The organism is Halorubrum trapanicum (genome assembly GCF_002355655.1).
GTDB lineage: Archaea > Halobacteriota > Halobacteria > Halobacteriales > Haloferacaceae > Halorubrum > Halorubrum trapanicum_A.
On record NZ_AP017569.1, the window covers coordinates 148,725 to 161,996 of the forward strand.

General features: G+C 68.8%; 15 protein-coding genes. 8 read left to right on the plus strand and 7 right to left on the minus strand.

Translation table 11 applies throughout. The annotated features are described in order from the left end of the window. Nucleotides 1-115: 115 nt before the first annotated feature. The 3 genes from CPZ01_RS00715 to pyrB form a co-directional block, all read right to left on the minus strand. Entirely contained in the window at nucleotides 116-976 is an 861-nt protein-coding gene (locus CPZ01_RS00715) for a hypothetical protein (RefSeq protein ID WP_096392957.1), read from the minus strand. Nucleotides 977-1,285: 309 nt separating this feature from the next. Beyond that, nucleotides 1,286-1,744 (minus strand): aspartate carbamoyltransferase regulatory subunit, encoded by a 459-nt coding sequence (gene pyrI, locus CPZ01_RS00720; protein WP_096392958.1) that lies wholly within the window; start codon nucleotides 1,742-1,744, stop codon nucleotides 1,286-1,288. Further along, entirely contained in the window at nucleotides 1,741-2,688 is a 948-nt protein-coding gene (pyrB, locus tag CPZ01_RS00725; RefSeq protein WP_096392959.1) for an aspartate carbamoyltransferase, read from the minus strand. Before pyrB ends, pyrI begins: the two co-directional genes overlap by 4 nt. A 186-nt stretch (nucleotides 2,689-2,874) precedes the next feature. Between pyrB and CPZ01_RS00730 the strand changes: the two genes are divergently transcribed. After that, nucleotides 2,875-3,195 carry an ASCH domain-containing protein gene (locus CPZ01_RS00730; protein WP_096392960.1) on the plus strand — a complete coding sequence of 107 codons (321 nt, stop codon included), beginning with the start codon at nucleotides 2,875-2,877 and terminating at the stop codon, nucleotides 3,193-3,195. A gap of 41 nt (nucleotides 3,196-3,236) precedes the next feature. On the opposite strand, the gene CPZ01_RS00735 is transcribed toward CPZ01_RS00730, so the two are convergent. Beyond that, the gene (locus tag CPZ01_RS00735; RefSeq protein ID WP_004595632.1) at nucleotides 3,237-3,596 is read right to left on the minus strand and encodes a 2Fe-2S iron-sulfur cluster-binding protein; all 360 of its coding nucleotides are present in this window, start codon (nucleotides 3,594-3,596) and stop codon (nucleotides 3,237-3,239) included. Nucleotides 3,597-3,754: 158 nt separating this feature from the next. Between CPZ01_RS00735 and CPZ01_RS00740 the strand changes: the two genes are divergently transcribed. Together CPZ01_RS00740 and mvaD are read left to right on the plus strand one after the other, a co-directional pair. Beyond that, on the plus strand, nucleotides 3,755-4,015 hold the full coding sequence (locus CPZ01_RS00740; RefSeq protein WP_096392961.1) for a hypothetical protein: 261 nt from the start codon (nucleotides 3,755-3,757) through the stop codon (nucleotides 4,013-4,015). Nucleotides 4,016-4,447: 432 nt separating this feature from the next. Beyond that, entirely contained in the window at nucleotides 4,448-5,446 is a 999-nt protein-coding gene (gene mvaD / locus CPZ01_RS00745) for a phosphomevalonate decarboxylase MvaD (RefSeq protein ID WP_096392962.1), read from the plus strand. 105 nt (nucleotides 5,447-5,551) lie between these two features. On the opposite strand, the gene CPZ01_RS00750 is transcribed toward mvaD, so the two are convergent. Together CPZ01_RS00750 and CPZ01_RS00755 are read right to left on the minus strand one after the other, a co-directional pair. Then, nucleotides 5,552-5,857, minus strand: coding sequence for a hypothetical protein (locus CPZ01_RS00750; protein ID WP_096392963.1), 306 nt, complete (start codon nucleotides 5,855-5,857; stop codon nucleotides 5,552-5,554). Between the two features lie 2 nt (nucleotides 5,858-5,859). Further along, entirely contained in the window at nucleotides 5,860-7,104 is a 1,245-nt protein-coding gene (locus tag CPZ01_RS00755; RefSeq protein WP_096392964.1) for an extracellular solute-binding protein, read from the minus strand. 195 nt (nucleotides 7,105-7,299) lie between these two features. On the opposite strand from CPZ01_RS00755, the gene CPZ01_RS00760 reads away from it, so the two are divergent. From CPZ01_RS00760 to CPZ01_RS00770, 3 genes are all read left to right on the plus strand, one after another. Beyond that, complete coding sequence (locus CPZ01_RS00760) at nucleotides 7,300-8,655, plus strand: sulfatase family protein (protein WP_096392965.1); 1,356 nt, start codon at nucleotides 7,300-7,302, stop codon at nucleotides 8,653-8,655. A 118-nt stretch (nucleotides 8,656-8,773) separates the two neighbouring features. Continuing rightward, nucleotides 8,774-9,871, plus strand: coding sequence for a TrmB family transcriptional regulator (locus CPZ01_RS00765; protein WP_096392966.1), 1,098 nt, complete (start codon nucleotides 8,774-8,776; stop codon nucleotides 9,869-9,871). Nucleotides 9,872-9,910: 39 nt separating this feature from the next. Next, complete coding sequence (locus CPZ01_RS00770; RefSeq protein WP_096392967.1) at nucleotides 9,911-10,234, plus strand: BolA family protein; 324 nt, start codon at nucleotides 9,911-9,913, stop codon at nucleotides 10,232-10,234. 135 nt (nucleotides 10,235-10,369) lie between these two features. Here the strand turns inward: CPZ01_RS00770 and CPZ01_RS00775 are convergent, their stop codons facing one another. Next, nucleotides 10,370-11,065, minus strand: coding sequence for a hypothetical protein (locus CPZ01_RS00775; protein WP_096392968.1), 696 nt, complete (start codon nucleotides 11,063-11,065; stop codon nucleotides 10,370-10,372). A gap of 194 nt (nucleotides 11,066-11,259) precedes the next feature. Between CPZ01_RS00775 and CPZ01_RS00780 the strand changes: the two genes are divergently transcribed. Both CPZ01_RS00780 and CPZ01_RS00785 read left to right on the plus strand, forming a co-directional pair. Further along, nucleotides 11,260-12,669, plus strand: coding sequence for a class II fumarate hydratase (locus tag CPZ01_RS00780; protein WP_096392969.1), 1,410 nt, complete (start codon nucleotides 11,260-11,262; stop codon nucleotides 12,667-12,669). 87 nt (nucleotides 12,670-12,756) lie between these two features. Continuing rightward, nucleotides 12,757-13,263, plus strand: a complete 507-nt coding sequence (locus tag CPZ01_RS00785; RefSeq protein ID WP_096392970.1) for an OsmC family protein — start codon at nucleotides 12,757-12,759, stop codon at nucleotides 13,261-13,263. Nucleotides 13,264-13,272 lie beyond the last annotated feature (9 nt).

Here is a 13,272-nt window from a genome sequence, read left to right on the forward strand (position 1 = left end):
CGAACGCGAGACGACCGGTTATGTCGCACGCCGGCGGCCGGTCGAGTAATCGTCCGTCGCCCGAGTATATAACCCCTCGTTCACGAGACCGCGAGCGAACGGCCGACGCGCCTCGTCAGTCCGGCCGATGAACCTCGCCGTCGCGCGAGTCGGCGTCCTTCCGGCGGAGCGCGGCGGCCGCGTTGTTCGCGTCGTAGCCGAAGAACACGTCCTTCGCGTACGTCTCGGCGACCTCGGTCGCGTGGATCAGGTCGTCGACGTCGACGTCGACCGCGTACAGCTCCAGGGAGAACGGCGTCTCGGGTGGCGCGCCGTGGAGGTCGTAGTCACCGCCGAGCCGCGAGCGGAACCCGCGCGCGATCGTCTCCAGCCAGTAGGTCGTCGCGTACTCCGTGTCGTACAGGGGAACGACGAACTCGTCGACGTGGTCGGCCAGCCGGTCGAGATCGAGGCCGGCGCGCTCGTAGAGGTGGTCGGGGTAGGGATCGGGGTAGAGGGTGAGCAGGAGCCGACCGGGGACCAGCTCGGCCGCCTCGGCCACGAACTCGGTGATGACGTCGGCGCGCCAGGCGGCGAACTCGTCGCGGTCGCTCTCGGCGAACAGGCGCTCGCAGCGGTCGCAGTGGCAGAACCCCTCGCGCGGGAACCCGACGTCGTCGAGGCGGACGTCGCCGTTCTCGGCGGCGCAGTCCGCGATGATCTCCAGTAAGCCCTCGCGGTACTCGGGGTGCGTCGGACAGATGTACGCCCAGTCGAAGTACTCGCGGTCGCGGGTCGCCGGCTCGCCGCGCTCGTCGACCGGGACGAGGTCGTCGTCCTCGCTCGCGGCGGCGTTGTCGCCGAAACACGACACCATGTTCACGGCGTTCGGCAGCGGCTCGGCCGACCGCCCCGTGACGTCTTTGACCTCGTAGAAGCCGAGGTCGAACGGCTCCATCTCGACCTCGTCGGCGTTGCGCGTGACGACCCCGTACATGGGGCCGGCTACGGGACTGGTCGGTAAAAACGGACGGTATCGCGGTGCTCGGGGCGCGATGCGACTCGCCGAGCGGCACGAGACGTAGTCGGTTCGGCCCGCGGAGGGCGCGAGCGCGGCGGTGCGGCGTTACTCGACTTCGACGGGCTGCTTGTCGCCGGCGAACAGGAAGTACGCGAGCGCGACGAGCGACAGCACGAGGACGAGCTTGGCTTTCTTGCTCATATCTGACGTTTCGTGGTACGGGCGCTAAAACTTACCGGAGGGCGATCGCGAGAGGGAGTCGCACTCCGAGGGCCGGTCGAGGGTTCAAACGTCGATGTGCTCGGCGATGTCCGCCCGGAGGATCGTCGCGCAGTAGTCGCAGCGCACGCCGTCGGCGACGACGTCGAACCGGGTCTCGATCGGCTCGTCGGCGTTGGTGATACAGTTGCGGTTCGGACAGGAAAGCACGCCCGTCACGCCGTCGGGGCGGGTGACGCGGTTCTTCTCGACCACCTCGAAGTCGCGGACGATGTTGATCGTCGCCTCGGGCGCGATGAGGGAGAGCACGTCGACCTCGGACTGCGACAGCTCCCGGTCTTCGACCTTCACGATGTCCTTGCGGCCGAGCCGGTCGGAGGGGACGTTCATCCCGACGGAGACGCCGAACCCCTCGGAGCCGTCGATGCCGAGGATGGCGAGGACGTTCAGCGCCTGCCCGGCCTCGACGTGGTCGATGACGGTGCCGTCGCGGATCTTCGAGACGCGCAGCTCGTGTTCGCTCATCGGTCCACCTCCGTCCCCTCGTCGCCGTCCGGACTCGCGTTCTCCAGGAGGGTGTCGAGCAGCGCCATCCGCACCGGAATGCCGTTGTGCGCCTGCTCGAAGTAGCGCGCGTGGTCGGTCTCGTCGACGTCGGGCGCGATCTCGTCGACGCGCGGCAGCGGGTGCATGACGGTGAGGTCGTCGGCGGCGCTGTCGAGCGTCTCGGCGTCGATCCGGTACTCGCCCGCGACGCGGTGGTACTCGTTCTCGTCCGGGAACCGCTCCTTCTGGATCCGGGTGACGTACAGCACGTCGAGCTCGTCGAGGACCGGTTCGAGCTCCTCGTGTTCGCGGATCTGCGCGCCCGTCTCGTGGAGGTCGAAGCGCACGGAGCGCGGGAGCCGCAGCGACTCGGGGCTGATGAAGTGCTGGTTGGCGTCGAACTCCGTCAGCGCGGCCGCCAGCGAGTGGACCGTCCGCCCGTACTTCAGGTCGCCCATGATCCCGATGGTGAGGTCGTCGAGCCCGTGGTCCTCGCGGATGGTGTGGAGGTCGAGGAGGGTCTGGGAGGGGTGTTGCCCCGCGCCGTCACCCGCGTTGACCACGGGGACGTCCACGCGCTCGCCGGCCAGCGTCGCGGCGCCCTCGCTGGGGTGACGGAGGACGAGCGCGTCGGCGTACCCCTCGATGACGCGGACGGTGTCCGACAGCGACTCCCCTTTGGACACCGACGAGGAGTCGACGTCGCCCATGTCGATGGTGTTCATCCCGAGGCGCTTGGCCGCGCTGTCGAAGCTCATCCGGGTGCGCGTGCTGGGCTCGAAGAAGCAGAGCGCGAGCACGCGACCGGCGTGCCGGTCGGCGTAGGCGGCGGGGTCGTCGGCGACCGCCCGGGCCCGGTCGAGCACGGCCTCGATGTCATCCCGCGAGAGCTGGGTCGCGGTGATGAGGTGGTCCTGTCGCATCGTCTGAGATGGGACTCGGCAGTATCTTGAATCCCTCGGCTCGGCCGTCGTAACGGGTGTTCACGTCCGTGCGGATCCCTGTGACCGACGGTTTCGAGATTCGCAGAACGCGGTGATAGTTCACACGCTCGGCGGCCGCCGACACCCGTCCGCGCTTATAAACCGATCCGGGCCAAAGAAGCGACCATGTCCGAGAACGACCCGGCCGACCTGCTTCCGAACGACCGCGTGAAGCGGGCGGCCCTCGACGGCGAGGTGACGCAGCTCCACCGCGGGAACCGGTACGGCGACGAGGGCGACACCTTCGAGATCGAGGGCGTGACGTTCGAACTCACCGAGGTCAGCGAGCGCACGCTCGGGGACATGAGCGACGAGGACGCGAAACGCGAGGGGTCGCCGTCGCTAGAGGCGTACAAGGAGCGAATGGTCCGCGCGCACGGCGGGAACTTCGACTGGGACGACGATGCCGACGTGGTGCGACACCGCTTCGAGCGGGTCGACGAGTAGCGAACTGGGCGACGAGTAGCGAATGGAGGGAACGAGGCGACTCAGTCGTCGTCCGCGGCCGCGCCGTCCGCGCCGCCCGCGCCGTCGCCGTCCTCCGCAGCGGTTGCGGCGTCGTCCTCGATGCTCGGCGGGTACTTCCCGCGGTCGAGCTTCAGGTCCGACTGCGGCCGCGCCATACAGGTGAGCGCGAACTCCTCGGCCTCCTCGTCGGTGAGGCCGCGGGCCGCGGGCTGGGTCACCTCGCCCTCGACGATCTCCGCGGAACAAGCGAGACACATCCCGACGCGGCAGGAGTACTCCTGGGCGATCCCCTCGTCGAAGCAGGAGCTGAGGATCGTCTCCGTGTCGGCCACCTCGATCGTCTCGCCGGTGCCGACGAACTCGACGGTGTACTCGGTCATGGCGCCGAGTACCCGCCGACCGGTCAAAAAGGGTTCCCCTCGATCGCGTCGCCGTCGCGGGGACGGAAGCGAGTGTAGGAGGTGGTGAGTTATCCGGACAGAGGTAATTTTCCGATACCGGTTTTTTTTATAAACGGGACGAATATCCGAACGCATCGATGGTCCTCGCACCCTCCGTCGCGCAGCTACCGACGTATCGAATCTGGGGCGCCACCGTCGTCCAGGACGAACTGTTCATGCTGGCGGTGCTGCTCGTCTTGTGGGCGACGCTCGGCAGGTGGATTTATAAAGACGCGACGGCCCGGGACAACGACTGGGCGTGGCAGTGGGGGTTCGGCACCCCGCTGACGGTGATCGCGGGGCTGGACGTGATGCTGTTGGTCGTCGTGATCTATCTGCTGCTTCGGAATTCGGAGTAATTGTGATACGTCTTGTCTATAAATAACTAATCGCGGATCACCGGCAGACACCTCCAAAGCCCCAGCCGTGAGGCGGGCGTACGCTCGCTGCGCGCTTCACTCGGTCGCTCACTGCGTTCGCTTCCTCGTTCCAGTGCTTGCGTCGCCTACGCCCGCCTCACGGCTGCCCCTTTGAGTCCCACCCGACCGCACCGCCCCGCACCACACGCCTCCCCAGCCTCGTCGATGGTCCTCCTCTTCGCTCCGGACCATCGACTCCCTCGCGCGTGCTCCTCGCGGCCGCCGGAGGCGGCCGCTCGCAGGCACGCGCCACCGCGTCTCTCTCGATCGAATCATCGTGTTCGATCGATTCATAATGTCGCAATCGCATCTTTCACACTCACCCTCCCACCTATCGCAACGACTAATCCCCCGCCGGACGCTTCCCGAGGTATGACCGGCAAGGCCACCGCGCGAGCCCACCCGATCCAGGGGCTCGTCAAGTACCACGGGATGCGCGACGAGGAACTGCGGCTCCCGTACCACGACAGCATCAGCCTCTGTACCGCCCCGACCGCGACGACCACGACCGTCGAGTGGCAGCCCGACGCGAGCGAGGACGCGTACGTCATCGGCGGCGAGGAAGTGGACGGGCGCGCCGCGGAGCGCATCGACATGGTCGTCGACCACGTCCGCGAGCTGGCCGGCGTCGACGCCGCCGTGCGGCTGGAGAGCGAGAACTCCTTCCCGTCGAACATCGGCTTCGGCTCCTCCTCGTCGGGGTTCGCGGCCGCCGCGCTCGCTCTGGTAGAGGCCGCGGGGCTCGACATGTCGCTCCCGGAGGTCTCGACCGTCGCCCGCCGCGGCTCCTCTTCGGCGGCGCGCTCGGTCACCGGCGCCTACTCGCGGCTGGACGCCGGCCTCAACGACGAGGACTGCCGCTCCTACCGCCTCGACGTGGGCGTGAGCGAGGACGGGTTCGACCCCGAGGCGGACCTCCGGATCGTCGCCGCGCACGTTCCCGCTTATAAAGAGACGGAGGAGGCCCACCGCGAGGCCGCCGCGAGTCACATGATGCAGGCGCGGACCGCGCACGTCCAGGACCAGCTGGTGGAGATGACCGACGCGCTCCGCGACGGCGACTTCGACCGGATCTTCGAGACCGCGGAGCACGACTCCCTGTCCCTGACGGCCACGACGATGACGGGGCCCGCGGGGTGGGTGTACTGGCAGCCCGAGACGATCGCGGTGTTCAACGCGGTCCGCGAGCTCCGCGAGGAGGGCGTCCCCGTCTACTTCTCGACGGACACCGGCGCATCGGTGTACGTGAACACCCTCGCCGACCACGTCGACGAGGTCGAGCGTCGGATCGCCGAGATCGGCGTCGACACCGACGTCTGGGAGGTCGGCGGCCCGGCGCGGATCCTCGACGAGCGCGACGCGCTCTTTTAAATAGGCGAGCGGTGTGGCGCCGCGTCCGGCTCCGTCGCCGGCGGCATCGGCGACGGGTCCGATTCGGAGCTTCGACGAAATAAAAGAAACCGCGTTTCGGTCGTCTCAGTACGGCAGCACGCCGGTCACGGTGCCGAGAAGCGACACGCCGATCGCGAGCACCTGCGCGACGAAGAACGCCTTCGAGGAGGCCCACCCGAAGTACAGAAGCGTCGCCATCGGGACCAGCCCGATGACCGACGGCCAGAGCCCCATCGTGAACAGGATCGCGAGGAAGCCCGTCGTCACGAGGATGAGCACGTCCATCCCGAGCGAGACGAGGTTCCGTCGGCGGAGCTCCTCGGGGTCGAACATCCGCGCCAGCGACCCGCGCTGATCGCTTCGGTCGTCCGCGGTCGACGTCGACTCCATCGTCAGTCGTTAAGCGTCGCCTCGTGGGCGTCGTCGAGTGAGCTGGTGATCTCCTCGGTCGGCGTGTCGGGCGTGGCCCAGAGGCCCTTGAGCACCGACCAGAACTCCTGCTGGAACGGGTTCCCGAGGGCGTCGTCGAGGTCGGGCACGACCGTCACCTCGTCGGCGAGGTCCGGAAGGTTCGCCATGACCTCGATTTGGTAGGCGTCGTCCGGCACCTGAGTGTTGGAGGCGATGAACCCGCCGTCCTCGACCCACACCTGCTGGCCCTCGGCGGAGACGAACGAGCTCAGGGCGTCGCGGGCGGCGTCGACGTTGTCCGAGTACGTCGGCACGGTGAACCAGTTGACCGACGAGGAGATGCCGTCGACGCCCGGGAGCCGGAACACGCCGAGGTCCGACGGGTCCTCGACGGCGTCCTGCGCCGGCGTGAACGAGCCCATGAAGTACAGCGGGAGGCTGTTGTCCCAGAAGTACTCGTACTGGATGCCGAAGTTCCGCGTCTGGCTGAAGTACCCCTCGTCGTGGAGCATCTTGATCTCGTCGAACGCCGTCGCGACCCGATCGTCTGTGAAGGAGGCGTCGCCGTCGATGAGCCCCTGCTGGAGCGACGCGCCGTCCTCCTGCCGCATGAAGAAGCCCTCGGTGATGTCGCTGAGCGGCCAGCCGGTACCGTTCCCGGAGGCGATGGGGGCGTCGACGCCCTCGATCCCCGAAATGTCGTCGAGCAGCGTCATGAACTCGTCCCAGCTCTCCGGCTCGGAGAGGTCGTGCTCGTCGAAGAACGACTGCCGGTACCAGAAGCCGGGCTTGAGGTCCATCTTGAACGGCGCGGCGTACACCTCGCCGTCGACGGTGACCCGCGACGGGTCGACCGCGAAGTTGTCGGCGTCCCACGCGTCGCCGACCGGCGCGAGGTGGCCGTTCTGGGCGTCCGAGATGATCCGCGCCGGCGAGGGCATCACGACGATGTCCGCGGAGGCGACGCCGGACTCGTAGTCCATCAGGGTCCCGGTGAGCAGGCTGTCGGTGTCGCGCGGGAAGTACTCCAGGCTCATCCCGGTGTCACCCTCCACGAAGTCCATCACCTTGCTGAACGACTCCTGCTCGCCGCCGGACCAGACGCCCGTGATCTCGAGGCTGTTACTCCCGCCGTCGGAACCGTCGCTGCCGTCGGAGCCGTCCCCGCCGTCACCGCCGTCGCCACCGTTGCCGGAACAGCCCGCGAGCGCAACGCTCCCCAGCACCGACGCGGTGCCGGTCGTCTTCAGTACGTCCCGCCGTGTAGTACAGGATCGATCATCGGACATGTCGTCCCAACCCAATCGACCCACTTACTTCAAATTTGCTTATTAATTACCGCTATAGTTACTAATCACAGTCGGACGCCCTCGGAACGCGATCACGGCTATTTATGGGTGTATCGGGGGGTAGTGGTGGATATGACGGACGGAGCCGATTCCACTTCCGACGCGTCTGACCGCCCGAATCTCGTCCTCGTTCACTGTCACGACCTCGGTCAACACCTCGGCTGCTACGGGGCCGACGTCGACACGCCGAACATCGATCGGATCGCGGCCGACGGCGCCCGGATGGCGAACAGCTTCTGTACGGCCCCGCAGTGCTCGCCGAGCCGGTCCAGCATGATGACGGGCTACTATCCCCACGAGAACGGCGTCATGGGGCTCGCGCACATGGGCTGGGCGCTCGGCGACGGCTGGGAGACCCTCCCGAAACGCCTCCGATCGGCGGGGTACGACACGGCCCTGCTCGGCTTCCAACACGAGGTCCCCGACGAGCCCGAGCGGCTCGGCTACGACTACGTCGACAGCGGGACGAAGCGCGCCCTCGGTCTCGTCGACGTCGTCGACGACTTCTTCGCCGGGCGCGCGGACGCGGACGATCCCTTCTTCGTCTCGATCGGGATCGAGGAGCCGCACCGTCCCTTCCGGCGTGAGTACCTTCCCGAGGAGACGTACGACGCGTACGACCCCGAGGAGATCCCGCTGGACGACTTCCCGTACCTCCCGGACGCGCCCGGCGTCCGCGAGGACGTCGCCGACCTCCGGTCGGTGATCTCGGAGGTCCTCGACCCGGCGGTCGGCCGCTACCGCGAGTCGCTCGCCGACCACGGGCTGGCCGAGGAGACGGTGTTCGTCTTCACGACCGACCACGGGCTGGCGATCCCGCGCGCGAAGGGCACCTGCTACGACCCGGGGATCGAGACCGCGCTCGTGGTCCACCGGCCGGGCGTCGTCGAGGGCGGCGCGGTCCACGACGCGCTCGTCACAAACGCCGACTTCACGCCGACGATGCTCGACCTGCTCGGGGTCGACGCGCCGACGGACGCCTCGGGCGAGTCGTTCGCGCCGCTGCTCCGCGGGGAGCCGCACGACGACCGCGACCGGATCTTCGCCGAGATGACGTGGCACGACCGATACAACCCGATCCGCGCGATCCGGACGGAGCGGTACAAGTACGTCCGGAACTTCTCCGTGCTGCCGAAGGTGTTCGTCCCGATGGACGTCGCGGCGACGGCCTCGGGGCGCGAGGTCCACGAGGAGTTCCACGTCCCGCAGCGCCCGACGGAGGAGCTGTACGACCTCGAGGCCGACCCCGAGGAGTCGGAGAACCTCGCCTCGGACAAGAAGCCGTTCGAGCCGGCGGCCGAGGCGAGCGACCCGGACCCGGCCCACGTCGACGCCCTCGACCGACTGCGCGACGAACTGACCGCGTGGATGGAGTCGACCGACGACCCGCTCCTCGACGGGCCCGTGCCGTACCCGGATGTCGAGTAGCCCGTGCCGGACCCGGATGTCGAGTAAGGCGTCGGTCGGCCTCCGACGCGCGGAGCCGGGGCGGCCCCCCGTCGCGGACTCGATGATTTTTAAACACCGAAGTGGGTACTTGATCGTCATGGACACCGAGGAACTCCTGGAGACGCTCCAGGCCGCGGATCTCTCTTACTATCAGGCGAACGCGTACGTCACGCTGCTCGAACTGGGGACCGCCTCAGCGACCGAGGTCGCACAGGCAAGCGACGTGCCGGACGCGCGGATCTACGACGTGCTCCGCGACCTCGACGACTTCGGGTACGTGGAGCTGTACGAACAGGAGACGTTCCAGGCGCGCGCGACCGACCCGGAGACGATCGTCTCCGGGCTCACCGACCGCGCGGCCGCGCTCGAATCGGCCGCCGGGGAGATCGAGGAGCGGTTCGAGCGACCGACGCTGGACACCCAGACGGTCAGCATCGTCAAGCGGTTCGACACCGTCCTCGAGGCGGCCCGGACGTTCGTCCGCGACGCCGACACCCAGATCCACGCGACGCTCACCCCCGACCAGTTCGACGCGCTCCGGGGCGACCTGGCCGACGCCCGCGACCGCGGCGTCACGGTCAACGTCACGATGCTCGCCCTCGACGGCGACGGGCCGCTCGACGACGCCGACTACGAGGGCGCCGTGAGCGTCGCCCACCGACTCTCTCGGCCCGCCCCGTTCGTGCTCACCTCCGACCTCCGGCGCACGGCGTTCGCGCCGAACCCCGCGGCGGTCGAGGACTACGGCCTCATCCTCCGCAACCGGTCGTTCACCTACGTCTTCTTCTGGCACTTTCTGCTCTTCATGTGGCTCCCCTCGCCCGTCGCGTACGAGGCCGACGCGGCGGGCCCGAAGCGGTACGCCGACATCCGGCAGTTCCTGCTGGAGAACCGCGACCGGATCCGCGGGGACGAGCCCTTCCACGTCGAGATCGAGGGACGCGAGACCGACAGCGACCGGTCCGTAACCGTCTCCGGCGAGGTCGTCGACGCCGAAAACCTCTCCGAGGGCGACGGCGGCGAGGACCGCGCCCCGAGCGTGCTGGCGCTGACCGGCACCGCGTCCATGATCGTCGACGACGGGGAGAGGCGGTGGACCGTCGGCGGGTGGGGCGCGACCTACGAGGAGGTGGAGGCGAACCGGATCCGGGTGACGGGCGTCGGCGCCGAACTCGGCTCCGAACCGACGGAGTGACGCCGGTCGACTTTTGCCCCTTCGCGACCGAGCGGGACCATGCCCATCGAACCCGACGCGGTCGCGGACCTCATCGAGGAGCACCTCCCCGACGCGGTCGCCCGCGTGACCGCGCCCCGGATCCACGACGACGAGGACGAGGACGCCCACTTCGCCGCGGTCGTCGTCTCGCCCGCCTTCGAGGGTGAGTCGCTCGTCGACCAGCACCAGCGCGTGTACGACGCGGTCGGCGACCACATGACGCGGTCCGTCCACGCCTTGGAGATCAAGACGTACACGCCCGAGGCGTACGCCGAACACGGCGACGGGACGCTCGACGACGACCTCCGCGAGGCGGGGCTGTTCCCCGTCGACGAGGCCTGACGGCACTGCCGCGTCCGCGTCGAGCGCCGCTTCTCAGCCTCCACGACGGTGTTATCCCAACTCGGTCGCGCTCGACCGAGCGCTCGTGACGCTCCCGTTCGCTTTTAAATAAGGCGCCGCGGCTCGGAGTTCCGGTCAGCCGTCGCCGGTCCCGCTCGCGGTCGGTCCGTCGGTCTCGTCTGCGGAGCCGTCGCCCGCGACGCTGTCGTCGCCGGCGCCGTCGTCATTTGCGGCGCCGTCGTCGCCGGCGCCGTCGTCATTTGCGGCGCCGTCGTCGCCGGCGCCGTCGTCATTTGCGGCGCCGTCGCCGCCCGCGACGTGGTCCGCGACCAGTTCAGAGAGCGGGTCGACCGTGACTGTCAGCCGGGCGGCGAGGAACACCACGGGGACGAGTGCGACGAACAGGAAGGCGGCGTCGTACGCCCACGCCGCGCCGTCCAGCACGGGCACCGCGAGACCGGCGAGACCGCGGTACGCGACGAGGACGGCGCCGAAGACGACGAGCCAGTGGACCACGCCGCCCGCGTTCTCGACGACCCGGTCCGGGCGAGCGTCTCCCTCCGCGTCGGCCTCGCCGAGCGCCAGGCGCGTCAGCAGCGCGAACTTCGGCGCGGCGTACAGGAGGATGCCCGCCACCGCGAGCGCGACGACGGCCGTCGCGACCGCGGCGAACGTCACCGGGGCGAAGGGGACGAGCCGGTCGACGCCCGGCAGCAGCGTGACGACGGCGAGGACGCCGACTATCGCCAGCCCGCCGATCAGGAGTTTGCTCGTCGACCGGACCGTGTCGCGGTCGAGCGCCGTTCCGATCGCAGAGTCGTTCGAGCTCATGTGCGCCCGGCCGTTGCCGACGCAGCGGTATATAAAGGCGAAGCGTTTGCGCCGATTTTCGGCCGTTTTTGCTCGATTTATCTCCTCACCCGTTCCTCGCCGCGTGCTACCAATTGATACGATACCGATGCGCACGTTCCCGCGCGCTGGCGCCTTCCAGTACCTTTTACAGCGTCTCGCGGGAAGGTCGGCGCATGGGTGACGACTACCGCACGGAGGAGGACAGCCTCGGCGAGATGCAGGTGCCGACGGACGCCTACTGGGGCGCGCAGACCCAGCGCGCCGTCGAGAACTTCCCCGTCTCGGGGATTCCGATGAGCCGGCGGTTCATCCGCGCGCTCGGCGTCGTGAAGAAGGCGGCCGCGCAGGCGAACCGCGATCTGGACCTCATCGAGGCGGACACCGCAGACGCCATCGTCGCCGCCGCCGACGAGGTGATCGCGGGCGAGCACGACGACCAGTTCCCGGTCGACGTGTTCCAGACCGGCTCGGGCACCTCCTCGAACATGAACGCCAACGAGGTGATCGCCAACCGCGCCGCCGAGATCGCGGGCGCCGAGATCGGCGACCGCGTCGTCCACCCCAACGACCACGTCAACTACGGCCAGTCGTCGAACGACGTGATCCCGACGGCGATGCACGTCGCCGCGCTGGAGGCCGTCGAGAAGGACCTCGTGCCCGCCTTAGAGACGCTCCACGCCGAGCTCGAGGCCAAGGAGACGGAGTTCGACGGCGTCGTCAAGACCGGGCGGACGCACCTCCAAGACGCCACGCCGATCCGGCTCGGACAGGAGTTCGGCGGCTACCGGACGCAGGTCGCGAAGGGCATCGAGCGCGCCGAGGGCGTCCAGTCGAACCTCCGCGAGCTCGCACTCGGCGGCACCGCGGTCGGGACCGGGCTCAACACCCATCCCGAGTTCCCGGAGCTCGCGGCGGAGTACATCTCCGACGAGACGGGGACCGAGTTCCGCGAGGCGGCGAACCACTTCGAGGCGCAGGCGGCCCACGACGCGATGGCGGAGGGCCACGGCGCGCTCAAGACGATCGCCGGCAGCCTCAACAAGATGGCCAACGACCTGCGCCTGCTCGCATCCGGCCCCCGGAACGGCCTCGGCGAGGTCGAGCAGCCGGAGAACCAGCCCGGCTCTTCGATCATGCCCGGAAAGATCAACCCGGTCGTCGCGGAGTCGGTCAACCAGGTCCACAAGCAGGTCGTCGGCAACGACGCCGCCGTCTCGGCGGGCGCGGCCCGCGGCGAGATCGACCTGAACCTCTACAAGCCCGTCATCGCGCACAACTTCCTCGAGTCGGCGGAACTGCTCTCGAACGTCGCCGAGACGTTCGGCGAGCGCTTCGTCGGGAAGCTGGAGGCGAACGAGGAGCACTGCGAGACGCGCGTCGAACAGTCGATGGCGCTCGCGACCGCGCTCAACCCCGCGATCGGCTACGACAAGGCCTCGAAGGTGGCCAAGAAGGCGCTCGCGGACGGCAAATCCGTCAAGGAGGTCGCCGTGAGCGAGGGGTACCTCACCGAGGACGAGGCCGACGAGGTGCTCGACCCCGAGGCGATGACCCACCGCGTCATCCTCGGCGACGAGAACTGAGCCGCGGGGGCGACGGCGCGGGCGGCCGCACGGTCCGCCCCGCGGGATCGGCAGAACGCTTTTCGGGTGCGCGTGTGAGTGCCGGACATGGCTGAGAGTGACTTACAGGCCGAGCAGGAGCCGTTGAAAAGGGAGTACGAGGAGAACCCCGAGGCGGCGCAGATCACGCTGTCCGCGACCGGCGAGGAGCAGGGGGACGCCCGGTCGTGTAGCGTCGACATCGGCCGGGCGATCTACGAGGCGGAGCTCCACGAGGGGGCCGGCGGGCCCGGCGGGGGCGCCTGCTCGGGCGACCTCCTCCTCGGCGCGCTGGCCGCCTGTTCCCAGCTGACCGCGCAGGCCGTCGCCGAGAGCTTCGGCGTCGACGCCGACGTCGAGGTCGAGGCCAGCGGCGACCTCGACCTCCGCGGGACGATGGGAGTCGACGACGAGGCGCCGGTGGGGTTCGAGGACCTCCGCCTCGACGTGGCCGTCGACGGCGACGTCGACGAGGACACCCGCGCGGCGCTGAAAAAGTACACCGAGAAGTACTGCGTCGTCTACCAGACGTTGGCGGACCCGCCGGACGTCGAGACGACGTGGACGTTCGACTGACGGCTGCGA

Coding starts and splice junctions, on each gene's coding strand:
- CPZ01_RS00780 (WP_096392969.1), top strand. CDS start 11,260: ATGGGTGACGACTACCGCACGGAGGAGGACAGCCTCGGCGAGATGCAG.
- CPZ01_RS00740 (WP_096392961.1), top strand. CDS start 3,755: ATGGTCCTCGCACCCTCCGTCGCGCAGCTACCGACGTATCGAATCTGG.
- CPZ01_RS00765 (WP_096392966.1), top strand. CDS start 8,774: ATGGACACCGAGGAACTCCTGGAGACGCTCCAGGCCGCGGATCTCTCT.
- pyrI (WP_096392958.1), bottom strand. CDS start 1,744: ATGAGCGAACACGAGCTGCGCGTCTCGAAGATCCGCGACGGCACCGTC.
- mvaD (WP_096392962.1), top strand. CDS start 4,448: ATGACCGGCAAGGCCACCGCGCGAGCCCACCCGATCCAGGGGCTCGTC.
- CPZ01_RS00730 (WP_096392960.1), top strand. CDS start 2,875: ATGTCCGAGAACGACCCGGCCGACCTGCTTCCGAACGACCGCGTGAAG.
- CPZ01_RS00750 (WP_096392963.1), bottom strand. CDS start 5,857: ATGGAGTCGACGTCGACCGCGGACGACCGAAGCGATCAGCGCGGGTCG.
- CPZ01_RS00715 (WP_096392957.1), bottom strand. CDS start 976: ATGTACGGGGTCGTCACGCGCAACGCCGACGAGGTCGAGATGGAGCCG.
- CPZ01_RS00735 (WP_004595632.1), bottom strand. CDS start 3,596: ATGACCGAGTACACCGTCGAGTTCGTCGGCACCGGCGAGACGATCGAG.
- CPZ01_RS00760 (WP_096392965.1), top strand. CDS start 7,300: ATGACGGACGGAGCCGATTCCACTTCCGACGCGTCTGACCGCCCGAAT.
- CPZ01_RS00775 (WP_096392968.1), bottom strand. CDS start 11,065: ATGAGCTCGAACGACTCTGCGATCGGAACGGCGCTCGACCGCGACACG.
- CPZ01_RS00785 (WP_096392970.1), top strand. CDS start 12,757: ATGGCTGAGAGTGACTTACAGGCCGAGCAGGAGCCGTTGAAAAGGGAG.
- pyrB (WP_096392959.1), bottom strand. CDS start 2,688: ATGCGACAGGACCACCTCATCACCGCGACCCAGCTCTCGCGGGATGAC.
- CPZ01_RS00770 (WP_096392967.1), top strand. CDS start 9,911: ATGCCCATCGAACCCGACGCGGTCGCGGACCTCATCGAGGAGCACCTC.